At 71.7% G+C, this 22,384-nt stretch carries 21 protein-coding genes and 2 pseudogenes; 13 read left to right on the top strand and 10 right to left on the bottom strand.

The annotated features are described in order from the left end of the window. Positions 1–44: 44 nt before the first annotated feature. Positions 45–896, top strand: a complete 852-nt coding sequence (locus tag ACZ69I_RS10035) for an aldo/keto reductase (RefSeq protein WP_470831584.1) — start codon at positions 45–47, stop codon at positions 894–896. Between the two features lie 111 nt (positions 897–1,007). Further along, a complete protein-coding gene (locus ACZ69I_RS10030; protein WP_470831355.1) occupies positions 1,008–1,871 on the top strand; it encodes an ABC transporter substrate-binding protein in 864 nt (287 codons plus the stop codon). A gap of 26 nt (positions 1,872–1,897) precedes the next feature. Here the strand turns inward: ACZ69I_RS10030 and ACZ69I_RS10025 are convergent, their stop codons facing one another. Next, positions 1,898–2,314 (bottom strand): PPOX class F420-dependent oxidoreductase, encoded by a 417-nt coding sequence (locus ACZ69I_RS10025; protein WP_470831354.1) that lies wholly within the window; start codon positions 2,312–2,314, stop codon positions 1,898–1,900. A gap of 125 nt (positions 2,315–2,439) precedes the next feature. On the opposite strand from ACZ69I_RS10025, the gene ACZ69I_RS10020 reads away from it, so the two are divergent. Continuing rightward, positions 2,440–2,769, top strand: a complete 330-nt coding sequence (locus ACZ69I_RS10020; RefSeq protein WP_470831352.1) for a DUF952 domain-containing protein — start codon at positions 2,440–2,442, stop codon at positions 2,767–2,769. A gap of 98 nt (positions 2,770–2,867) precedes the next feature. On the opposite strand, the pseudogene ACZ69I_RS10015 reads toward ACZ69I_RS10020, so the two are convergent. Both ACZ69I_RS10015 and ACZ69I_RS10010 read right to left on the bottom strand, forming a co-directional pair. Next, positions 2,868–3,008: pseudogene (locus ACZ69I_RS10015) on the bottom strand (MerR family DNA-binding transcriptional regulator); the annotation flags it as partial. A 10-nt stretch (positions 3,009–3,018) separates the two neighbouring features. Then, a complete protein-coding gene (locus ACZ69I_RS10010; protein ID WP_470831351.1) occupies positions 3,019–3,630 on the bottom strand; it encodes a CGNR zinc finger domain-containing protein in 612 nt (203 codons plus the stop codon). Positions 3,631–3,729: 99 nt separating this feature from the next. Here ACZ69I_RS10010 and ACZ69I_RS10005 point away from each other — a divergent pair, with 99 nt between their 5' ends. Then, the gene (locus ACZ69I_RS10005) at positions 3,730–4,116 is read left to right on the top strand and encodes a PPOX class F420-dependent oxidoreductase (protein ID WP_470831349.1); all 387 of its coding nucleotides are present in this window, start codon (positions 3,730–3,732) and stop codon (positions 4,114–4,116) included. Here the strand turns inward: ACZ69I_RS10005 and ACZ69I_RS10000 are convergent. Beyond that, positions 4,106–5,158, bottom strand: a complete 1,053-nt coding sequence (locus ACZ69I_RS10000) for a tetratricopeptide repeat protein (protein WP_470831348.1) — start codon at positions 5,156–5,158, stop codon at positions 4,106–4,108. The two genes, ACZ69I_RS10005 and ACZ69I_RS10000, sit on opposite strands and share 11 nt — an antisense overlap. 178 nt (positions 5,159–5,336) lie before the next feature. Next, entirely contained in the window at positions 5,337–6,362 is a 1,026-nt protein-coding gene (locus ACZ69I_RS09995) for a hypothetical protein (protein WP_470831583.1), read from the bottom strand. A gap of 229 nt (positions 6,363–6,591) precedes the next feature. Between ACZ69I_RS09995 and ACZ69I_RS09990 the strand changes: the two genes are divergently transcribed. Beyond that, positions 6,592–8,559: a M13 family metallopeptidase gene (locus ACZ69I_RS09990; protein ID WP_470831347.1), complete on the top strand. Its 1,968-nt coding sequence runs from the start codon at positions 6,592–6,594 to the stop codon at positions 8,557–8,559. A 42-nt stretch (positions 8,560–8,601) separates the two neighbouring features. Here the strand turns inward: ACZ69I_RS09990 and ACZ69I_RS09985 are convergent, their stop codons facing one another. Beyond that, positions 8,602–8,757, bottom strand: a complete 156-nt coding sequence (locus ACZ69I_RS09985) for a hypothetical protein (protein WP_470831345.1) — start codon at positions 8,755–8,757, stop codon at positions 8,602–8,604. Between the two features lie 234 nt (positions 8,758–8,991). Here ACZ69I_RS09985 and ACZ69I_RS09980 point away from each other — a divergent pair, with 234 nt between their 5' ends. Beyond that, a complete protein-coding gene (locus ACZ69I_RS09980; RefSeq protein ID WP_470831343.1) occupies positions 8,992–10,641 on the top strand; it encodes a chitobiase/beta-hexosaminidase C-terminal domain-containing protein in 1,650 nt (549 codons plus the stop codon). Positions 10,642–10,709: 68 nt separating this feature from the next. On the opposite strand, the gene ACZ69I_RS09975 is transcribed toward ACZ69I_RS09980, so the two are convergent. After that, entirely contained in the window at positions 10,710–11,054 is a 345-nt protein-coding gene (locus ACZ69I_RS09975) for a hypothetical protein (RefSeq protein WP_470831342.1), read from the bottom strand. Positions 11,055–11,059: 5 nt separating this feature from the next. Beyond that, positions 11,060–12,670: pseudogene (ctaD, locus tag ACZ69I_RS09970) on the bottom strand (aa3-type cytochrome oxidase subunit I); the annotation flags it as partial. Positions 12,671–12,863: 193 nt separating this feature from the next. Here ctaD and ACZ69I_RS09965 point away from each other — a divergent pair. The 3 genes from ACZ69I_RS09965 (at position 12,864) to ACZ69I_RS09955 (ending at position 15,045) form a co-directional block, all read left to right on the top strand. Beyond that, complete coding sequence (locus ACZ69I_RS09965) at positions 12,864–13,436, top strand: RNA polymerase sigma factor (RefSeq protein ID WP_470831340.1); 573 nt, start codon at positions 12,864–12,866, stop codon at positions 13,434–13,436. Next, the gene (locus ACZ69I_RS09960; RefSeq protein ID WP_470831339.1) at positions 13,426–14,442 is read left to right on the top strand and encodes a CU044_5270 family protein; all 1,017 of its coding nucleotides are present in this window, start codon (positions 13,426–13,428) and stop codon (positions 14,440–14,442) included. The genes ACZ69I_RS09965 and ACZ69I_RS09960 overlap by 11 nt, the downstream gene beginning before the upstream one ends. Before the next feature lie 63 nt (positions 14,443–14,505). Further along, on the top strand, positions 14,506–15,045 hold the full coding sequence (locus ACZ69I_RS09955) for a hypothetical protein (protein WP_467677830.1): 540 nt from the start codon (positions 14,506–14,508) through the stop codon (positions 15,043–15,045). A gap of 15 nt (positions 15,046–15,060) precedes the next feature. Here ACZ69I_RS09955 and ACZ69I_RS09950 read toward each other — a convergent pair whose 3' ends face one another. Beyond that, positions 15,061–17,346 carry an FUSC family protein gene (locus ACZ69I_RS09950; RefSeq protein ID WP_470831338.1) on the bottom strand — a complete coding sequence of 762 codons (2,286 nt, stop codon included), beginning with the start codon at positions 17,344–17,346 and terminating at the stop codon, positions 15,061–15,063. Positions 17,347–17,544: 198 nt separating this feature from the next. Here ACZ69I_RS09950 and ACZ69I_RS09945 point away from each other — a divergent pair, with 198 nt between their 5' ends. After that, the gene (locus ACZ69I_RS09945) at positions 17,545–18,015 is read left to right on the top strand and encodes a peroxiredoxin (protein ID WP_470831336.1); all 471 of its coding nucleotides are present in this window, start codon (positions 17,545–17,547) and stop codon (positions 18,013–18,015) included. A gap of 18 nt (positions 18,016–18,033) precedes the next feature. Here the strand turns inward: ACZ69I_RS09945 and ACZ69I_RS09940 are convergent, their stop codons facing one another. Continuing rightward, entirely contained in the window at positions 18,034–18,774 is a 741-nt protein-coding gene (locus ACZ69I_RS09940; RefSeq protein ID WP_470831334.1) for an SDR family oxidoreductase, read from the bottom strand. A 240-nt stretch (positions 18,775–19,014) separates the two neighbouring features. On the opposite strand from ACZ69I_RS09940, the gene ACZ69I_RS09935 reads away from it, so the two are divergent. The 3 genes from ACZ69I_RS09935 to ACZ69I_RS09925 all read left to right on the top strand — a co-directional run bounded on the left by ACZ69I_RS09935 (position 19,015) and on the right by ACZ69I_RS09925 (position 22,383). Then, the gene (locus ACZ69I_RS09935) at positions 19,015–19,959 is read left to right on the top strand and encodes an SMP-30/gluconolactonase/LRE family protein (protein ID WP_470831333.1); all 945 of its coding nucleotides are present in this window, start codon (positions 19,015–19,017) and stop codon (positions 19,957–19,959) included. A gap of 62 nt (positions 19,960–20,021) precedes the next feature. Then, on the top strand, positions 20,022–20,585 hold the full coding sequence (locus ACZ69I_RS09930) for a PadR family transcriptional regulator (protein ID WP_470831332.1): 564 nt from the start codon (positions 20,022–20,024) through the stop codon (positions 20,583–20,585). A 73-nt stretch (positions 20,586–20,658) separates the two neighbouring features. Continuing rightward, positions 20,659–22,383: an acyl-CoA dehydrogenase family protein gene (locus ACZ69I_RS09925; RefSeq protein ID WP_470831331.1), complete on the top strand. Its 1,725-nt coding sequence runs from the start codon at positions 20,659–20,661 to the stop codon at positions 22,381–22,383. Position 22,384 lies beyond the last annotated feature (1 nt).

Below are 22,384 nucleotides of genomic sequence, written 5' to 3'. Positions count from 1 at the left end.
TGGAGCTGCCGGTGGACGAGGAACCGGAGAACGAAGGAGGCACCATGGAGCACGTCACCCTGAACAGCGGCACCGAGATGCCGATCCTCGGCTTCGGCGTCCACCGGATCCCGCCGGAGCTGACGGAGCAGGCCGTCTCCGAGGCCCTCGCCGCCGGATACCGGCTGATCGACACCGCCGCCGCCTTCGGCAACGAGGAGGCCGTCGGCTGGGCGGTCAAGAGCAGCGGCATCCCGCGCGAGGAACTGTTCATCACCGGCAAGCTCTGGGTGCAGGACGCCCCCGCCGAGGACAACACCCGGCGCGCCTTCGAGACGTCGCTGGCCAAACTGGGTCTGGATTACCTCGACCTGTATCTGATGCACCAGCCCTACGGCGACGTGTACGGACAGTGGCGCGCCATGGAGGCCCTCCACCGCGAGGGCCACGCCAGAGCGATCGGCGTCGCCAACTTTTCCCCCGACCGGCTGATCGACCTCAGCCTCAACAACGCCGTCACGCCCGCGGTCAACCAGATCGAGACCCACCCGTTCTTCCAGCGCGCCGCCGACCACGACGTCCTGCGCGAGTACGGGGTCCGGATCCAGTCCTGGGGCGGTTTCGCCGAGGGCAGGAACGACCTCTTCGCCACCCCGTTGCTGCGGGAGATCGGCAGGCAGTACGGCAAGTCCGTGGCGCAGGTGGTCCTGCGGTGGCTGACCCAGCGCGGCATCGGCGCGATCCCCAAGTCGGTCCGCGCCGGACGCATCGCGGAGAACATCGACATCTTCGACTTCGAACTGTCCGACCACCAGATGGCCCAGATCACCACGCTGGACACCGGGGAGTCGCAGTTCTTCGACCACCACGACCCGGAGATCGTCGCCTGGCTCTCCCGGCGCCGCCTGGACGCCTGACACCGCGAAGTGACCGGTCCCGTGTACTCCGGGGCACGCCCGGGCAGGTAGCACCGGGACGGCCACGGCACGAGGGGCCGCGGCACGGGACGGCGGGAGGGGTCGGGCACCATGGCACGAGGCGCGGACCGGGGCTGGGAGTTCACCGACGACCGGGGCCACCTGGTGAGGACCGGGCGCCGCCCGTCCCGGCCGGTCGCCTACGTGCCGACCGGCGCCGCCCTGTACGACCACGGCATACGCCCCGCCGGCCTCTTCGGGTCGGCGCACGACGACCCGGCCCTGCCCGACCCGGCCAAGATGGGCGACCTTCCCCTGACCGGGATCCCCTACTTCGGTGCCGGTTCCGCGCTCGACCTTGACGCCCTCCTCGCCGCCGCGCCCGATCTGGTCGTGGCGCTCACCTACGGCGGCGGTCAGGTCTACGGCATCGACCCGGAGGCCGCCAAACACCTGGAGGAACAGGTCCCGCTGGTCGTGCTCGACGTCGGCGGCGGCCGCGGCCTCGCCGGAATCCGGGACCGTCTCACCGCCCTCGCGCGCAGCCTGGGCGCCGTGGCGCGGCCCGAGGCGGACGCCGAACTCGCCGCCGCCGAGCGCCGGTTGGCCGCCGCGGCCGCGGGACCCGCACGGTCCCGGGTGCTCGCCCTCTCCCCGGCGGGACCCGACTCCGTCCACCTGGCGAGGCCGTACGCCTGGCCCGACCTCGCCGCGCTCGCCGGTTTCGGCGTCGGCCTCGTGGACCCGGACCCCGGGCAGGGCGCCAACTGGTCCACGACCACCTGGACGGAGGCGGCCGCGCTGGAGCCGGACCTCGTCCTCACCGACGTGCGCGGCAATGCGGCGCCACTGGGCGACGTCTTCGGCCCCGGCGTCCCCAGCCTGCCGTGGAACCCCGAACTGCCGCCCAGCGCACGGCAGCACGCCTACTTCCACACCGCGCTCGCCGAAGCCCTGGAGGCCGCGCGGCCCTGACCCGGGCCCGCCGTGGTGGGGCGAGGTCAGTCGGCGATGCCCCCGAAGGCGATCACGCGGTCGACGCGGGCCCGCACCAGATACTCGCCCGGTACGGAGTTCCGTTTACCGTATGCCTCCGCGTGATCGGCGCCCATGTACCGGCCGCCGATCCGGGTCGCCCAGTCGAGCAGGACGCCGGGGTCGTCGGTGAAGTCCGCGGTGCACTCCAGCATCACGTACGAGAAGGGCGGCGCCTGGTCGTCGACGCAGAGCGAGAAGCGGGGCTCGCGGCGCAGTGCCTTGTACTTGACGGACTCGTGCCACGTGGTGAACACGAGCTCGTCCCCGTCGAGCAGGAACCACACCGGCGTCACGTGGGGCCGCCCGTCCGCCCGGTTCGTCGCGAGCTTCCCCGTACGCGTTCCCTCCAGGACGAAGGACCGCCACTCGCTCTCGCTCATGGACCGCATCCCATTGGCTCCTCTCACCGGCAGCATCGAAGGCCCGTGGAGCGTACACGGGTCTTCGTCCGGAGCTCGCGCGATATTCCCGCCGGGGTGAGCCGCCCGCCCCGTACCGTTGATCCATGACACGACTGCTGCACATCACCGAGCGCGCCCTGTGGGACGCGGCCCGGCGGGCCGGGACGTACGAGATGTCGACCCGCGGAAAGACGTTGGGCGAGGAAGGCTTCATCCACTGCTCGCTGCCGGACCAGCTGCGGGACGTGGCCGAGTTCGTCTACGGGGACTACGCGGGCCCGGACGAGCTGGTGGTCCTCACCATCGACAGCGAACGCCTGACCGCGCCGCTGCGCTTCGAGGCCGCGAAGCCCGGCGGCGCCGAGTTCCCGCACCTCTACGGGCCGTTGCCCGTGGACGCGGTGACCGAAGTGACCCCGTGGCCGAAGGCCTGACGGCAGCCGCCGGCGGGCCTTCGGCGTCGGACCGGCCCGCGAGGTAGCCGTGCAGGTGCGCCGCGCCCTCCAGCATCGCCCGTGCCCGCCGCTCCAGCGCCGTCGGGGGAGCGCGGGGCGGGCGGCAGGATGCCCGCGTCGGCGTAGTTGCGGATCTGCTGCGGCGAGAGACCGGCCGCGCGCGCCAGATCCACGGAGCGCAGCGTCCCCACCGGCCCTTCCGTCTCCTGACGGCTCATCGGCGGTCCATCAGGCGGTGTCCTCGTCGGAGCGGCGCGCGCGCAGCGTCCTGACCTTGTTGCGGTTGCCGCAGTGCTCCATCGAGCACCAGCGGCGGCGGCCGGGGCGCGAGGTGTCCACGTAGACCAGGGAGCAGTTTCCCGCCGAGCACATCCGGATGCGGTGCGCGAACGGTCCGGTCAGGAGCTCGACCGCGTCGCGCGCCACGGTGGCGAGCAGCCGGGTCCCGTCGGCGGGGCCCGCCCAGCCGCGCCCGCCGTCCGGTGCGACGGCGGGGATCAGCGGCGGGTGGGCGGCGGCTTCGTTGATGACGTCGATGTCGGCCGGGTCGGCGGGATCGTCCAGGGCTCGGGCGGTCGTCACCCGGAACAGGGCGTCCCGCAGCCGCCGGGCGGCTCTCACCTCGGCGTCGGACACCTCCGCCACCGGCGTGGGCCGCAGCCGCGACCGCTCCGCCCACGCGGTCAGATCGCCGGGCGCGTGCAGCGTCTCGTACCGCTTGAACTCGCCGGGGCCGCCGGTGGTGAGCAGTTCCAGGCAGAGCGCGCCGGGGTCGAAGCGGTAGGTGGATCCGCTCCGGGACGTCATCGGCATGCCGGGGGGCGGCAGAGGCTGTTCCATGTAACCAAAATAAGGGGTTACGTGTCCTGCCCGGCTGCCCGGCTGCCCGGCTGCCCGGGCCGCCGGGCCCCTCCACCGGGCCGGACCTAGACTCTCGGCATGGCCGACACCCTGCTGACGCAGCTCAGCTCCGGAAAATACCTGCTGGTCAGCAGCTACAAGAAGGACGGCACGCTCGTCCCGAGCCCCGTCTGGGTCGTCGCGGACGACGACGCGCTCGGCATCTGGACGCCCGGGGACTCGTGGAAGGCGAAGCGGATCCGCAGGCGCGCGGACGTCATGGTCGGACCGTGCGACCGGCGGGGCAAGCCCACGGGCGAGCAGGTGCCCGCCACGGCCGAGATCTGCGAACCGGACGTCACGGCCCGCTACCGCACCCTGATCCTGCACAAGTACGGGGTCGTCGGCTTCCTCACCCTGTTCGGCAGCAGGATCCGCCGCGGCCTGAACGGCACGGTGGGAATCCGCATCACGCTTACACGCTGACGGTGGCCGCGAGGGGCGCGGTGGTCGCGGCGGGCGCTGTCTCGGCGCGGAAGGCGACCACCATGTCGCGTGCGTGGCGCAGGCCCATACGGCCGAAGTCGGCCTCAAGGACGGCCAGTTCGGCGAGGGTCTCCTCCCGGTCGTGCCCGAGCCGCGCCCGGCACTTCGCCAGCCCGAGCCGGGAGAGCGCGGAACCGCGGGGCTCGCCCATCGCGTCGAACTCCTGCAGCGCGACGGCGTAGGTCTCCCGCGCCGTCGCGTAACGCCCGGCGCGGTAGAGGACGTTGCCGCGCATCTTGTGGTTGTAGGCGAGTGCGCTCGCCAGGTCCATTTCCCGGCACACCGCCTCCGCCTCGGACAGCAGGGCCAGCGCCCGGTCCGGTTCGCCCCGCAGCGAAAGCACGTCGGCCACGCCCCGCAGCGACCAGGCGCGTCCCCGCGCGTCGTCCGCGTCGGTGGCGATCCGGACCGACTCCTCGAACAGTTCCAGGGCCTTCGCGTGATCACCGGAGTTCCGGTGCATCTGCGCTATCCCCGTCATCGCCCAGACCATGTGCCGCGCCTCGCCGCGCTCCCGCCCCTGCGCGAGCAGCTCCTCGTGGAGCGCGGCGACGGCCGCGTAGTCCCCCTGGATGCGGCCCGTCTCGGCGAGGCCCGCGAGCGCGTAGCCGTGCGCGAGGTCGTCGCCGCTGCCCGTGGCCAGCTCGACGCTGTGGGCGAGCAGCCGCCGGGCGAGCGGCAGCGCACCGCACTGCCGCGCGAGGGTGCCGCCGCTCCACAGCGCCCAGGCCATGGCCCCGCCGTCCCCGGCGGTACGTGCGTCGCGGTAGCTCTGCCGCCACGCGGCGCCCGCGTCGTCGACCCGGCCGAGCCGCCGGCCGGCCTCGGCGAGCGCGAGGGCGGCACGCGCCCGCTCGGCCGCGCCGCCCGCCCGGGAGAGCGCACGGCTCGCGGTGGCGCGGACCTCCTCGTAGGAGGAGTTGACGGTCAGCTTCGCGCGCAGCTCGCCCTGGTACTCCGGGGCGAATGCCTTGACGTACATGGATCCGGGGCCTCTCGATCGTTCGGCACAGTGGCGTGATCAAGAAGCTACGAGCCGGGCCCGGGGCGGCGAATCCCTCCCGGTGCGGGTCATCGCGTACGACTCGAGTGCTACGGGCGGGACCGTGATCAACCTCGGGACGTACGGGACAGGCCCCGGGCCCGGCAGCGGGAGACCGTCAGGAAGAAGCCCGCTCCTGCTGGGCGGTCGCCGTCTGGAGTGCGGTGATGCACGCGCCGATGGCCTGCTGGAGGTCCTCGAGCCGCCGCACCATGTCGTCCTCGTAGATGTCGTCGATGTCGTCCACGTCGTCGAACGTGAGCTCCTCGAAGACCTTCGTGGCCTTCTGCAGGCTGCTGTAGAACTTCGCGCGCCGCTCCTGCACCCGCAGCTCCGGGTCGCCCTGAACGGTCTGCGCCACCATGTCGCGGACCGTGTCGTACGCCTCGCGCGCCCACTCGCCGGACTCTTCGCCGTCGTCCAGCTCGTCGATCAGGGAGAGGTGCCGCTCGGCCTCCTCGCGCAGCTCGGCGGGAGCGTCGATCATCTGTCCCGCGGGCGTCTTGACCTGGCCCTTCTCCACGATCTGGCGGACGTAGTCGACACGGTCGCCCGCCTTCGCCTCGGCCGCGACGGCCTTCTTGAGGTCGTCGGCGCGGACGATGTCACGGACCAGCTCGGTGCGCAGCGCCGGGTCCTCGTCGAGGCGGTCCATCAGGGCCTTGCGGGCCGCTTCGGCGGTGCCGGGGTCGGCGAGGATCGCGGCGCGCAGGGCGGTGGGGTTCTCCGCGACCTCCAGCGCCTTGGTGGGCCGGATGCCCTCGGCCTCGGCCGCCTCGGTGATCGCCTCGCCGCGCCGGGTGAGGGCGCTGGAGCGGGCGGAGTAGTACGACAACCAGACGTCGGCGTCCGGGAGTTCGACGTCCATGCCGGGGGAGAGCGCCTCGAAGTGCGGGACCATGCCGTCGTCGGCGGCCTTGTCCCAGGCCTTGTAGTAGCGCATGACGCGGTCGGCCGAGCAGCCGGCCAGCTCGGCGAACTCCTTGGCCGAGACCTTCGGCGTCTCGTCGGCACCCTGCCCGCCGGGCCGCACGCTGCGGGCGACCTTGAGGCCGAAGGCCCAGCCGCCGGTGCGCGCGTACGCCCCGAAGTCACGGGCGTCCTCGGCGACCAGCTCTGCCGCGTCGGGCTCCGCGGACCACATGGCTTCCTCGGGGGCGGCGCCGGCCTCGGATGCGGTGGCGTCCTCGGCGGGGGAGAAGGCTACGGTCACGGGGGTTCTCCTGGGTGTCACAGGCGTACGGAGGTTGACGCAATACCCTATCTCTCCTATTGGGACGTTTTGCGCGTGAGTTGGTGTGCCCCGGTGACTCCTCACGGTCACCGCCGGGATGGCCGTCGTGCCGGGGCGGTCGCTCGCATAGGCTTCCCGGATGAGCATTCTGGATGACGCCCGCCCGGGCATGAACCCCGAGATCCGCCCGCAGGACGACCTCTTCGGGCACGTCAACGGTGTCTGGCTGGACACCGAGAAGATCCCCGAGGACCGCTCCAGCTGGGGCCCCTTCGTGCAGCTGGCCGACACCGCAGAGCAGCAGGTCAAGACGATCATCCAGGAGCTGGCGGCGCAGGCCTCGGCCGACCCCGGCGCGGCCTCCGAGGACGCCAGGAAGATCGCCGCGCTGTACGCCTCCTTCATGGACGAGGAGACCATCGCCGCCCGTGGTCTCGCCCCCGCCCAGCCCTTGATCGACGAGGTGGTGGCCCTGCGGGACACCCGGGAGCTCGCCGCCTTCCTCGGCCGCTTCGAGCGGATCGGCGGCTCCGGCCTCTTCGGCTCGTACATCGACTCGGACGACCGCGACTCCGACCGCTACCTCTTCAACCTGCTCCAGGGCGGCCTCGGCCTGCCCGACGAGTCGTACTACCGCGAAGAGAAGTTCGCCGAGATCCGCGAGAAGTACCTCGCCCACCTCACCGAGCTCCTCACCCTCGGCAAGCACGAGGACCCCGCGGGCGCCGCGCGGACGGTCCTCGCGCTGGAGACGAAGCTCGCGGCGGGACACTGGGAGCGGGCCGAGACCCGCGACGTGCTGAAGACCTACAACCTTACCACCCTCGACGAACTGACCGCGCTCGCCCCCGAGTTCGACTGGCGCGGCTTCGTCGCCGGGCTCGGCGGCTCGGACGCCACCATCGCGGAGACCTGCGTCCGCCAGCCGTCCTACCTCGCCCACCTCTCCACGGTCCTCGCCGAGGTGCCGATCGAGCAGTGGCGGGACTGGGCCCTCACGCGCGTGCTGCACTCCTGCGCGCCGTACCTGTCGGACGAGTTCGTGCGGAACAACTTCGAGTTCTACGGCCGCACCCTCAACGGCACGCCCGAGCTGCGCGTCCGCTGGAAGCGCGCCGTCGCCCTCGTCGAGGGGGCCATGGGCGAGGCGGTCGGCAAGGAGTACGTCGCGCGGCACTTCCCGCCGTCGTCCAAGGCGATGATGGACGACCTCGTCGCCAACCTCCTGGAGGCCTACCGCCAGTCGATCGGCCGCCTCGACTGGATGACCGACGAGACGAAGGAACGGGCGTACGAGAAGCTCGCCACGTTCCGCCCCAAGATCGGCTACCCGGACACCTTCCGCGACTACTCCGCGCTGGAGGTCTCGGCCGACGACCTGCTCGCCAACGCGCAGGCGGCGGCCGCGTTCGAGTCCGACCGGCAGCTCGCCAAGATCGGCGCTCCGGTCGACCGCGACGAGTGGTTCATGCTGCCGCAGACCGTCAACGCGTACTACAACCCGGGCACCAACGAGATCTGCTTCCCCGCGGGCATCCTGCAGAAGCCGTTCTTCTCGCCCGACGCGGACCCGGCGGAGAACTACGGCGGCATCGGCTCGGTCATCGGCCACGAGATCGGCCACGGCTTCGACGACCAGGGCGCGCAGTACGACGGCAAGGGCAACCTGAACGACTGGTGGACCGCCGCCGACAAGACCGCCTTCGAGGCGAAGTCGAAGGCGCTCATCCAGCAGTACGACGCCTTCTCGCCCCGCAACCTCCCGGGCGAGTTCGTGAACGGCTCGCTGACCGTCGGCGAGAACATCGGTGACCTGGGCGGCCTGACCATCGGCCACACCGCGTACCTCATCGCGCTCGACGGAGCGCCGATGCCCGAGAAGGACGGCCTCACCGGCTCGCAGCGGCTCTTCATGAACTGGGCGTACTGCTGGCGGACCATGCGCCGCAAGGAGCAGGAGCAGCAGTACCTGACGATCGACCCGCACTCGCCGCCGGAGTTCCGCGCCAACATCGTCCGCAACCTCGACGAGTTCCACGAGGCGTTCGGCACGGCGGAGGGCGACGGGCTGTGGCTGGACCGTGCGGAGCGCGTACGGATCTGGTGACGCGCACGGCCCGAGCGCCGCGGGGCCGACGTCCCGCGGCGCTCACGCGGTGAGCGCCTTCTGGGGCCCGGCCACCGGGGCGGGATCGTGACGGACGTACCACTCCGTGGAGAGCAGCCGCTCCCGGGCCTCCGGGGAAAGAGCGGCGACCAGTCCCGGCAGCGCGCCCCGGACCACCTCGCTCCGGTGGGCGAGCACCGCGGCCACCTTCCGCGAGGCGGGGCTCGCCGGGGGCCGGCTCCGGGACACGCGCGTCCGCGTACCCCAGCAGCCTCGGCCCGCCCGCGCCGAGGAGGTGAGGTGAGCGGTTCACGGGCGAGTCACCGGGAGGTAACTGGTCTGGCCTCGTCACCTCATCAACGGGCTCTAGCGTCACCGGAGTTCCCGCCGGGCCGCATGCCCCGTAGGCCCGGCCAGAGGCAAGGATCCTCCGTGCGACACACCCCTCTCGTGATCACCGCCGCGTCACTGGCGCTGCTCCTCCCGGCCGCCGCCCACGCGACCGCCCCGACGGCCCGCGCCACGGCCCCCGCCCGCACCGCTCCCGCCGCCCCGGCCTTCAGCAGCCCGGGCGGCCGGTACGAGCACCCCGTCTCCCTGACGCTGCGGGCCGAGCGCGGCGCCACGATCCGCTACACGCTGGACGGCACGACACCCACCCGGACCAGCAGCCGCTTCGTGCCGGGCCGCCCGCTGCGGATCACCGAGGACACCAACGTCACCGCCGTCGCCTTCCGGGGCGGCAGGGCGAGCGTCCCGCTGTCCTTCGGCTATCTCGTCAGGACCGCGGAGAAGCCCCTCGCGCGCCTCGTCGTCATGTCCGACGTGCACATCGGGGACCACAAGAACAACGACAAGAAGTACGAGAGCTTCTTCGACACCATCGGGTCCGTCTTCCCCCGGCCCGACGCGATCCTCTCCAACGGCGACATGATCAACGACAACGGCGACGGCCGCGGCGCCGACCACCGCATCGTCTCGGAGATCTTCCGCGCCAACCTGAAGCGCAAGCGCATGGACGACACCCAGGTCCTGCTCTCCAACGGCAACCACGACGCGAGCCTCGCCGACATCCGTGCCCACTACCCGCGCCCCTGGTTCCCCGACTCCGGCGGCGGCTACTACGAGTCGACGGTGCGCGGCCTGCACGTACTCACCGTCAACACCGAGACCTACAACTCCAGTCCCGCGCAGCGCACATGGATCAAGAAGCGGCTCGCCGAGCTCACCGCGGACCCGGCGAACGCGCGCAGGCCCGTCCTCGTCCAGGGCCACCGCCCCGCGCCCCGCACCGCGATGGACGGCCAGCAGGCGGCGAACCCCGCCCTCACCGAGGACCTGAGCGCCTTCCCGCAGGTGATCTACTTCTCCGGCCACTCCCATCTGAACATCAACGACGAACGCTCCATCCACCAGCGGGACTTCACCGCCGTGAACGACGGGTCGATGTCGTACGTCGAGATGGACCACGGCTACCAGGCGGTCACGGAGACGGGGCTGGCGGACCGTTTCGAGGCCCCGACCGCGCAGGCGCTGTTCGTCGAGGTGTACCGCGACCGCACACGCATCGCGCGCGTCAACATGGCGGCGGACCGGCACGACATCTACACCGGAGGCCAGTGGTCGGCGCATTGGCAGCCCCCGTACGCCAGCGCGGGCACGCTCAGCGGGCCGACGTGGACCGTACGTCTGATGGGTGACAGCCCCCAGCAGATCAAGGACGGCTTCACCTACACGGACGCCCGGCGCAACACGGTCGCACCGCGGTTCACCGGCCGCCGCCCGCTCGGACTCGTCGAGGAGAGGACCCCGGCCGGCGGACGCCGCCAGGCCCTGCGCATCCGCCAGGCGCGCGACGACCAGATGGTGCACCACTACCGCGTCGACGTCGAGTCCACGGCGACCGGCGCCAAACTGCTCTCGACGAAGGTCCTCGCCGAGTACTACTTCATGCCGCGCCCGGGCTACCTGGACATCCCGCTGCCCGCCGCGAAGGACGGCACACGCCAAGTGGCACGGGTGCGGGCGGTGGACGCGTACGGCAACGCGTCGCCGGAGACGGTGCTGAGGTTCAAGGGCTGACGGCCTTCTCTTCGCCCTCACGGCGTGGGTGGCCTCCGTGCGGCACCGCACAGAGGCCACCCACGCCGCTACAGAACGCAGCCCGCCACCAGGACCACGAGGGACAGACCGAGCGCGAGGCCCAGCAGGCCCCGGACGAGCAGGCGTTGGCGCAGGACGCGGTACGTCTCCTCGTACTCGGCGCGCAGTTGGTGCCCCCGGCGGGCGATGTGCTGCCACCCGTGCCGGGTGAGCGACAGGTGCTCCTCGATGTAGAGCTGTTCGACCTCGGCGCGTTGTGTGTCGCTCAGCCAGGGGAGCCGCCGCGTGAAGTGCTGGGCCGCCGTGCGGCCGTCGGCGCGGGCCGCCTCGACGAGGAGGTGTCCCTCGACCTCGTTGATGAAGGCCCGCACCTGCACGGTGCTGTCGTCCATCGCCGTCACCGCAGGGCCCGCTGTTCGGCCGCCGCGATCTCGGGGTGGTGCAGGTCGAACGCCGGCGATTCCGAGCGGATGCGCGGCAGGGACTCGAAGTTGTGCCGCGGCGGCGGGCAGGAGGTCGCCCACTCCAGCGAGCGGCCGTAGCCCCACGGGTCGTCGACCTCGATCTTCTTGCCGTACTTGGCGGTCTTCCAGACGTTGTAGAAGAACGGCAGGAACGACAGGCCGAGGAGGAAGGAGAAGATCGTCGACACGGTATTGAGCGTGGTGAAGCCCTCCACCGCCAGGTAGTCGGGGACGCGGCGGAGCATTCCGCCCGTTCCGAGCCAGTGCTGGACGAGGAAGGTGCCGTGGAAGCCGATGAACAGCGTCCAGAAGGTGATCTTGCCGAGCCGCTCGTCGAGCATCTTGCCGGTGAACTTCGGCCACCAGAAGTGGAAGCCGGAGAACATCGCGAAGACCACGGTGCCGAAGACGACGTAGTGGAAGTGCGCCACCACGAAGTACGACTCCGAGACGTGGAAGTCCATCGGCGGGGAGGCCAGGATGACGCCCGTCAGACCCCCGAAGGTGAAGGTGATCAGGAAGCCGACCGCCCAGAGCATCGGGGTCTCGAAGGACAAGGACCCCTTCCACATCGTGCCGATCCAGTTGAAGAACTTCACGCCCGTTGGCACGGCGATGAGGAACGTCATGAAGGAGAAGAACGGCAACAGCACGCCACCGGTGACGTACATGTGGTGCGCCCACACGGTCACGGACAGACCCGCGATGGCGATGGTCGCGCCGATCAGGCCCATGTAGCCGAACATCGGCTTGCGGGAGAAGACCGGGATGACCTCGGAAATGATGCCGAAGAACGGCAACGCGATGATGTACACCTCTGGATGGCCGAAGAACCAGAACAGGTGCTGCCACAACAGCGTGCCGCCGTTGGCCGCGTCGAAGATGTGCGCGCCGAATTTGCGGTCGACCTCCAGGGCGAACAGCGCGGCGGCCAGGACCGGGAAGGCGAGCAGGACCAGAACGGCCGTCAGCAGGACGTTCCAGACGAAGATCGGCATGCGGAACATCGTCATGCCCGGAGCGCGCATGCAGATGATCGTGGTGATGAAGTTGACCGAGCCGAGGATCGTGCCGAAGCCGGAGAAGGCCAGACCCATGATCCACATGTCGGCACCGATGCCCGGCGAGCGGACCGCGTCCGACAGCGGGGCGTAGGCGAACCAGCCGAAGTCGGCCGCGCCCTGCGGAGTGAGGAAGCCGCCGACCGCGATGAGCGAGCCGAAGAGGTACAGCCAGTAGGCGAACATGTTCAGCCGCGGGAACGCCACGTCGGGCGCGCCGATCTGCAGCGGCATGATCCAGTTCGCGAAACCGGCGAACAGCGGCGTCGCGAACATCAGCAGCATGATCGTGCCGTGCATCGTGAACGCCTGGTTGAACTGCTCGTTCGACATGATCTGCGTACCCGGGCGGGCGAGTTCGGCGCGCATGAAGAGCGCCAGCACACCGCCGATGCAGAAGAACGCGAACGACGTGACCAGATACAGCGTGCCGATCGTCTTGTGGTCGGTCGTGGTGAACCACTTGACGACGGCATGGCCGGGGCGGCGGGGCCGGAGCGCCGAACGCACGGACACGGAAGGGGAGTCTGAGGCGCGCGCGGGTGGCGGCACCACGGTGTTGCTGTCCATGCCCCGCCTGTGTCCGGCGACCGCCGATCTGTGACAGGTGCACGGAGCGACATGGATCACACCCCGCCGGTGTGACGATCGCGGCGATGCCGGACACTTCGTAACCGTGAGCGACGACGAAACCTTCGCCGCTGCCTATCGCGAGCACTACTGGGCGGTCAGCCGCTACGTGGCACGGCGGCTCGGCGGCCCGACGAACGACACCGAGGAGGTGGTGGCCGACGTGTTCGCCGTCGCCTGGCGACGGCGCGCCGACCTGCCGCCGTCCCCCCTGCCCTGGCTGTATGGGATAGCGCGGCGCTGTCTGGCGAACGCGGTCCGCGGATACGGGCGTCGCCGACGCCTGGTCGAGCGGATCGGCAACGACGAGAGCCGGCACCGCAGGAACGTGGTGGCGGGCCCGGAGGCCGGACGCCCGGGGGACTGGGTGCACGAGGCCCTGAACCTGCTCTCCGCGTCCGACCAGGAGGTCCTGCGCCTGACGGCCTGGGAGGAACTGGGCACCGAGGAGCTCGCGACCGCGCTCGGCTGCGGCACCCGGGCGGCGGCCATGAGACTGCACCGGGCCCGCCGCCGGCTCAGAACCGAGATCGACCGCATGCGGCCCGCACCGGCCGCACGGCCCGCCCCTGAAGCGACCCGCGCCACCGTTCCGGAGGACCACGGCCATGGCACATGACGACGAACTCGCCCTCCTGCGCGGCGCCGACCCCGTACCCGGCGACGACCCCCGGTTCCGCGACCGGCCGCTGCCCGCGCACGCGCAACGGCAGTTGAACCAGCTCCTGCACAGCACGCGGAGCACCCGGCAGCGCCCGGCGCGCCAAGTGCGCCGCCTGGTCTGGGGCATCGAGATGGTCTCGCTCGCCGTGGCGGCCGCCCTGGCCCTCGTCCTCGCGGGATCGAGCGGCGCGCCCGCCGCCGCGGCGGCCCCCCGCCCCCTCACCCTCCGGGCGGGGTCCACGCCGGTGACGCTCGACCGGATCGCGGACCGGGCGGCGGCATCGGCGTCGGCCGAGGGCGCCCCGCGGCTGCACAGGGGAACGCACGTACAGACATGGAGCCTTGCCATCCGGTCCGGGCCCGGTGCCACCGCGCCCGTGACGCTGCCCGAGGAGCGCGTCACCACCTGGCGCGCCGACGGCAGCCACACCGAACTCGTCGTCGCCACCGACCCCCGCCGCCCCGGCGAGCCGGTCATCACCGACGGCGACGACGGGCCGCGTACCGTCCACGACGGCAAGGTCCTCAGCGACCGTACCTACCCCCCGAGCCGGGGGACCGCCCCGCCCCGGTCCCGGCCCCCGCACACGCCCGGAGCGCTCCGCACCTATCTGGCCGAGCTCAGCCACCCGGGCGACCGCACCCCGATCACCCGCACCGGAGAACTCCTGGACGCCGTCGCGATGTTCCTGCGCCACTGGACGCCGGGGGCCCGTGAGCACGCGGCACTGGCCCGCGTGCTCGCCGGCGCCGAGGGCCTGCGCCCGGCGGGCGCGGTCACCGACCGGCTGGGCCGCGCCGGCCAGGCGTACGTGCACGAGAGCGACGGCCTGCGGCGGATGCTGATCCTGGACCCGGCGGACGGCACCGTGCTCGGCCTGGAGCACACGGTCACCAGGAGCGACCGCACCTATGGCGTGAGGGCAGGGAAGGTCATGTCGTACAGCGCCTGGATGCGTTGACCTCGCCGCCGTGGGGCGTGGGGTCTTGAAGACTCCGGCACGTTGATCGTTAACATGTGCCAGATGGGCGTAAACAAGCAGGAATCGGGCGATCGGGTCGACGTAGCTGCCACCCAGGTGCCTCACGCGCGCGTGTCCGGCGAGCAGGCGTCCGAGACGCAGGTGGCCGAGGCCAAGGCGCGGGCGGCACGGCTGCTCCTTGCGTTCCGGCACGGCAATCAGGTCGCGTACGACGCCCTCGTCGCGGAGTTCGACGCCGACGAGCAGACCGCCGATCTGATCTCGGCGCTGTGCTGGATCGCCAACGAGGGCGTGCGCAAGGCGTATCTGCCCGAGGCGGGCGACCGGGTGCTGCGGCACATGGTGCGCCGGGCCGACTTCGGCGACCGGTCCGTCCGCACGGAGGACGGTGCGGGGCCGGACGCCGGGGAACTCCTGGAAGCCGTCGCGGCCCAGAACGTGGCGGCCGTCCAGGAGATCGTGCGCAGGACACCGGACACCACGTTCCTGCTCGGGAAGTTCGTGCTGGCCTTCGCGATGCTGCTGCCCGACATTCCGGCGCCGGTGCTGCGCGAGGTCGTCGAGGAACTGCGCGAGGGGTGACGCACGCCGTCGTGCTCAGGACCTCCGCGCTCGCGAGGCGGGGCGCGCAGCGCCGCTCTCCTCGGGCACCGCGAGCGGCACCCCGAGCGGTCGGGCCAGGCCGACGATGCCCTCGTCGAGCCGCTGGAGATGGCGCAGCACGCGGAACGCCACCGATCCCGTCCGCAGCACCTCGTGGCCGCCGCTGTCCAGCATCGCGGCGATACTGGCCCCCGACTCGATGGTGCCGTCGTTCTCCTCGTCGCGCACCCGCGCGGCGATCAGGTCGATGTTGTGCGTGATCCGCCGGCCCGCCAGCGCGAGACGGGCGTCGGCCGCGACGCTCTTGCTCGACGGCACCAACTCGGCCGTCGCCGCCAGCGAACGGGCGTGGTAGGCGCACGTCTCCAGGAGCGCGACGATGTAGCGGGCCGTCTGCCGACGGGCCCGCAGCGGCGCGATCGGGTGCGTCAGCGGCTTCGTGGAGCTGCGCAGGTCGTCCAGGGCGGTGTCCAGGTCCCGCGCCAGGTCCACGAGGTCGATCGCGGGCCCGCCGCTCAGCTGGGCCACCGCCGCCGACACGACGTCGCGCAGCCGGGCGAGCACCGTGCCGAGCTCCTCGTCGGTCCGGTGCGACGTGCGCACCGGAAGCACCAGGACGGCCGCGATGATCCCGCACGCCGCGCCGAGCGCGGTCTCCTCGATGCGCAGCACGAGCACGTCGAGGCTGTAGGTGTTGAGGAGGGTGTAGAGCAGGCCCAGCATCGCCGTGACGAAGAAGGACATCAGCGCGTAGGACAGGGGCGCGGTGAAGAACATCCCGAAGACGCACAGGACGACGAGGGCGAACGCGGCCCACGTGTGGTTCCCGACGGCGCCGGCCAGCGCCACCCCGGCCACCACGCCGAGCACCGTGCCGAGCAGCCGGCGGTAGCCCTTGACCATGATCTCGCCGGTGGACGCGGTGTTGAGGAAGACCACCCAGCAGGTCAGGACCGCCCAGTACCACCGCTGCGTGGACAGGAACTCGCCGCCGACGATGGCCAGCGCCGAGCCCACCGAGACCTGCACGGCCGCCCTGGTGGTGGGCCGCCGCAACCCGGTGGGCTCCTCCTCGGCGGCCGCCGCGGCCTCACCGGATATCGAGATCTCCTCCGCCGCGAACTCCTCGCGGGAACGCATCGTTTCCGGGCTGTCGTACTCCTCGTCGGATGCCCCGTCGGTCGCCAGACGCAGGCCCAGGATGGCGCGGGCCGCCTCGCCGATCGCGCGGAAGCAGTCCTGGATCGCGGGCGAACCCTGGGGCAGGCCCTGCTCCTCGCGGTAGCCGAGCAGCCTGTTGCGCACGTACGGGAGCGCCGTGCCGCGGTCGTCGGGGACCAGCCGCACCACGAGCAGGTGCAGGGCCTGGAGGTCCCTGCGCAGCGCGGTGCCCGCGTCGGGACCGATCCGGCCGCGCCGCGTGAGCGGGACGGGGGCGCTCGGCAGGTGCAGGGTGAGGGTCTCCACGCGTTCCGCGCTGCGCGCGTTGAGGAGCAGGACGCCGAGGCGCTCCGCGGCGATCTCCGCGTCGGCCACCCTGCGCTGCAGCAGCGCCGCCGCGGCCGCGTCGCGGGTGCCCTCCTCCAGGCGGCCCTGGATCATCAGCGCGGCCTCGTGCAGCCGCGCGGTGCTGCGCCGCAGGTCGTCCAGGGCCTTCTCCGGGGCGTCGGTGGAGTCGGCGTCCAGGAGCTCGATCTGGTGGGCGATCAACTGCGCGAGCCGGGCCCGGAACGCCTCGCGCAGCCGCGCCAGCGTGCGCTCCGGCGTCTCCGGCACGATGGCGAACCGTACGACCGCGCTGCACGCGAAGGCGACCGTCAGCGTCAGGAAGAGCCCCGGCAGCGCCGAGGCGGACGCGCTCACGAAGAGCGAGACGAAGTAGACCTGGAAGCCGATCAGGCCGAGTGCGGTGCCCCGGTCGCCGAACCGCCGTGAGTACACGGCGGCGAAGATCAGGAGGATGAAGAAGGCGTCCCCGGCCACCACGCGGTGGTTGAGCACGGCCCCCAGCGCTATCGCGGCGAGAGCCACCGGCAGTCCGAGCGCCAGCGTGAGCGCCTGCCCCCGGACCTCCTTCTCCTGGATCGCGAACGTGGCGACCATGGCCGTCATCGCGCCCGCGACGAGATGGGTCACCGACGTGCCGAGCGGCGCGAGCACGGCGAGGGCGAGGAGGATCGCCCCGACCGTGCGCAGCCCCGCCATGAGTCGCAGGAGTCCCGGGTCGGATGCCGAATACCGGTCCCAGACGCCCTTCGCTGTCCGTCGTGCCGCTGCCATCGTGATGCCGTACTCCCCGTCGCTCTCTCGGTGCCCTCCCGGCGTGTGACCCAGCATCGCACGATCGCATTTCGAGGGATCAAGGCTGGTCGGGAGGGCTGTCGGCGGGGCGGCCCGGCCCATCGAGTAGGGTTTCGCTCCCGCCATTCGAGGAGGCAGCGTGTCGCCGAAGGACCGTACGTCGCAGGGGAGCCGGGCATGACGGCGCGCGTGGCGGTCGGTGACACCGTCGAGGACTTCACGCTGCCGGACGAGACCGGCACGCGCCGCAGCCTCTGCGCACTCCTCGGGGACGGCCCGGTGGTGCTGTTCTTCTACCCTGCGGCCCTCACGCCCGGCTGCACGGCCGAGGCCTGCCACTTCCGTGATCTGGCCGCCGAGTTCGCGGCCGCCGGGGCGCGGCCCGTGGGAATCAGCGGTGACGAGGTCGAGCGGCAGCGGGAGTTCACGGAGCGGCACACCCTCGGGTTCCCGTTGCTCTCGGACCCCGAGGGTGTGGTGCGCGGCCGGTTCGGCGTGGCGCGCGGCTTCTCCCTGGCGCCGACGAAGCGCGCCACCTTCGTGATCGGCCAGGATCGTGTGGTCGCCGAAGTGGTCCGCAGCGAACTGCGCATGAGTGCCCACGCCGACCGGGCGCTGACCGCCGTGCGCCGCCTCGCGGAGCGCTGATCCGGCCGACCCGGGGTGCTACCGGGTGGCGCCGAGCCATTCCTCGTAGCGGGTCGGCGCCAGGCGGGCGCCGGGGCCCGCGGTCAGTACGTCACCCTCGACGGCGGCGAACATGCCCGCCTTCTCGTCGGTGACGACGGTACGGGCGTCGCCCCGGGCCGACAGGGTGAGGCGGCCCAGCTCGTCCAGGCGGAAGACGTCGGGTCCCGCGACGTCGAGCGTGCCGCCCAGCGGTGTGCCGGTGGCGACGTCGGCGAGGGCGGCGACCACGTCGGCCGCGGCGATGGGCTGGATGGGCGTGGCGGGCAGCCGCACGGTGTCGTCGTCGGCGGTCCAGGACAGCACCGCGTCCATGAACTCGAAGAACTGCGTGGCGCGCACGATCGAGTACGGGGTGGGTCCCTGGCGCAGCAGCTCCTCCTGGAGCGTCTTCGCACGGTAGTGGTCCAGCTGCGGCACCTGGTCGACGCCGACGATGGACAGAATCACCTGGTGGCGGACGCCCGCGCGCTCGCCGGCGGCCAGCAGGTTCTCCGTGGTGGTGCGGAAGAACTCCAGCGAGGCCTCGTCGAAGGTGGGCGAGTTCGACACGTTGACCACCGTGTCCGCGCCCTTGAGCGCCGCGCCGAGCCCCGCGCCGGTGAGCAGGTCGACGCCGGTCGACCGGGACGAGGGAACCGCCTCGTGACCGGCCTCGCGGAGCCTGGTGACGAGCTGTGAACCGATCAGTCCGGTGCCGCCGATGACCGTGATCCTCATGATCGAGCCCTTCCGTGAGCCGAAAGTCGAATGCCGTTGCGAGATCCGGGTGCCCCCGCCTCGCAACTCGGATGTCCGATGCCCGAGATGACGTGGTCCAGGCGGTCGGCCGAGGCGGCCGAGAACGGTGGGGCGGGGTGGCGCGGCAGAGCCCCGCACCCCATACTTCGCCGGTCCGGGAAGCCAGGCGACGGAGGGGGACCGATGCGGTCGAAGGCGAGCGGGAGGCGCCGCGGAGTCTTGCGCGGGCGGGGGAGCGGCATCGCGTCCGCGGTAGCACTGGCCGCGGCGGCGGGGCTGCTCGCACCTGCCTCCGCAACGGCGGCACCGGCCTGCCCGGCTCCCGCATCGGCGCCGCCGAAACAGGTGGCGCACCTCCCCGACTGGGTCGAGTCGATCGCCGTCGACCGGCGGGGCCGGATGTTCGCCACCGCGTACTTCACCGGCCGCGTCTACCGCATCGACGCACCGGGCGGCACGCCCGTGCCCCTCACCGGGAACGTGGGCGCCAACGGCGGGATCGTGGTGCGCCCGGACGGCCGTCTCCTCGTCGGCACCGGCAACGACCTCGCCCATTCGCTCACCGGCGACGCCCTGCCGGTGTCGAAGCTGCTCCTGGTGGATACGGAGTCCGGCGAGGTCACCCCGTACGCCTCGGGGCTCGGCGGCATCGACGGCGTCGCGCTCGCGCCCGACGGGACCGTGTACACCACGACGCTGGGCGGCCGGAACATCGGCCGCGTCACACCGGACGGGCAGGTCGACCCCGCCTGGGCCCGGGTGGGACAGCCCAACGGAGTCGCCGTATCCCCGGACGGCGCGTACGTCTACGTCATCCAGACCACCGTCGCGCCCGGCCTCTACCGCATCCCGGCCGACGATCCCGCCCACCCGGTGCGCTGGGTCTCCACGGCGCTCTCCGACGCTCTCGCCCTCCCCGACGGGATCACCCTGGACAGCCGGGGCAGGCCACTGATCGCGACCCATGCGGCGGGGCAGATCTGGCGGGTCGAGGAAGGGCGCCTGTGCGCCGTCGCGGCCGGACTGCACCTCTCCACTCACGTCGCTTACGGGCGCGGCGCGCAGGGGTTCTCGGCGGGCCGGCTCTACCGGGCCGGTGTCGACGGGCGGATCTACGAAGTGCCCGTCGGCGCCGAGCCGGGAGCGGGTGCTCCGCCCGGGTGAGCCGTGTCTCACCTGCCCGGCGCGGCTTGTCTATGCAACTAGTTGCATAGAAGGATTCGGGCATGGCGCTTGAGCACGCGATCCTCGTCTCCCTGCTGGAGAAGCCGGGCTCCGGATACGAACTGGCCCGCCGGTTCGACCGGTCCATCGGCTACTTCTGGGCCGCCACGCACCAGCAGATCTACCGCGTGCTCAAGCGCATGGAGAGCGACGGCTGGATCGGCGCCCGCGAGGTGGCGCAGCAGGACAGGCCGGACAAGAAGGAGTACTCCGTCGACGCCCTCGGGCGGACGGCCCTCGCACAGTGGCTGCAGGAGCCGATCGAACCCGAGAGCGTCCGGCACGAGCTCGCCGTGAAGATCCGCGGCGCGGCCTTCGACGACCCCGCCACGCTGATCCACGAGGTGGAGCGGCACCGCCGGGCCCACGCCGACCGGCTCGCGCACTACCTCGCGGGAGAATTGCGCGACTTCACCGGCCCCGACGCGCCGGTGCCGGAGCCGCCCGACGCCGGGCGGGAGCTCCAGCACGTCGTGCTGCGCGGCGGCATCGCGTACGAACGCATGACGCTCGCCTGGCTCGACGACGTGCTCGCCACCCTCCACCGGCTCGCTCCCGAGCGCTGAACCCGCTGCCAAGACCACCCCGTTCCCCCTCTCCCGAACTCCCCGACCTCCCGAGCCGGAAAGGCGACCGACCATGGCCGACCAGCTGCTGTTCAACCCGCACACCTACGACCCGACCCACTTCGACCCGGAGACCCGCAGGCTGCTGCGCGCCACCGTCGACTGGTTCGAGGCGCGCGGCAAGCGCAGGCTGATCGAGGACTACCGCTCCCGCGCTTGGCTCGCGGACTTCCTCGCGTTCTCCGCCGAGGAAGGCCTCTTCGCGACCTTCCTCACCCCGGCCGATGCCGCGGGGGAGGGGCAGGACGACAAGCGCTGGGACACCGCCCGGATCGCCGCGCTCAACGAGATCTTCGGCTTCTACGGCCTCGACTACTGGTACGCGTGGCAGGTCACCATCCTCGGGCTCGGCCCGGTCTGGCAGAGCGACAACGCCGCGGCCCGCGACCGTGCGGCCGAACTCCTCGACCAGGGCGAGGTGTTCGCGTTCGGCCTCTCCGAGAAGACCCACGGTGCCGACATCTACTCCACCGACATGCTCCTCGAACCGGACGGCGACGGCGGCTTCCGCGCGACCGGCTCCAAGTACTACATCGGCAACGGCAACGCCGCCGGTCTCGTCTCCGTCTTCGGCCGCCGCACCGACATCGAAGGCCCCGACGGCTACGTCTTCTTCGCGGCCGACAGCCGCCACGAGGCGTACCACCTGGTCAAGAACGTCGTCGACTCCTCCAAGTTCGTCAGCGAGTTCCGCCTGGAGGACTACCCGGTCGGCCCCGACGACGTCCTGCACACCGGCCGCGCCGCCTTCGACGCCGCACTCAACACCGTCAACGTCGGCAAGTTCAACCTCTGCACCGCCTCCATCGGCATCTGTGAGCACGCGATGTACGAGGCCGTCACCCACGCCACGGGCCGCATCCTCTACGGCCGCCCCGTCACCGCCTTCCCGCACGTGCGCCGCGAGCTGACCGACGCGTACGTCCGCCTCGTCGGGATGAAGCTCTTCAGCGACCGGGCCGTCGACTACTTCCGCTCCGCGGGCCCCGACGACCGCCGCTACCTCCTCTTCAACCCCATGACGAAGATGAAGGTGACCACGGAGGGTGAGAAGGTCATCGACCTCATGTGGGACGTCATCGCGGCCAAGGGCTTCGAGAAGGACAACTACTTCGCGCAGGCGGCCGTCGAGATCCGCGGCCTGCCGAAGCTGGAGGGCACGGTCCACGTCAACCTCGCCCTGATCCTCAAGTTCATGGGCAACCACCTGCTGAACCCGGCCGATTACGAGCCCGTGCCGACCCGCCTGGACGCGGCCGACGACGACTTCCTCTTCCGGCAGGGAGCGGCCCGCGGCCTGGGCGCCATCCGCTTCCACGACTGGCGCGTCGCCTACGACGCGTACGCGGAGGTGCCCAACGTCGCCCGCTTCCGCGAACAGGCCGACGCCCTCTGCGAGTTCGTCACCACCGCCGCCCCCGACGAGAAGCAGAGCCGCGACCTCGACCTGCTCCTCGCCGTCGGTCAGCTGTTCGCGCTCGTCGTGCACGGCCAGCTGATCCTGGAGCAGGCGCGCCTCACCGGCCTCGACCAGGACGTGCTCGACGAGCTCTTCGCCGTCCTCGTACGGGACTTCTCCGCGCACGCCGTCGAGCTGCACGGCAAGGACTCCGCCACCGCCGAGCAGCAGAGCTGGGCGCTGGGCGCGGTCCGGCGCCCGGTCGTCGACGAGGCCCGCTCCGGGCGCGTCTGGGAGCGCGTGGAGGCGCTGGCCGGTACGTACGAGATGGCGCCGTGAC

Source organism: Streptomyces sp. NPDC036815 (genome assembly GCF_055609205.1).
The sequence above is the reverse complement of the archived record's forward strand: the minus strand, read 5'-3'. Positions and strand labels throughout refer to the sequence as shown.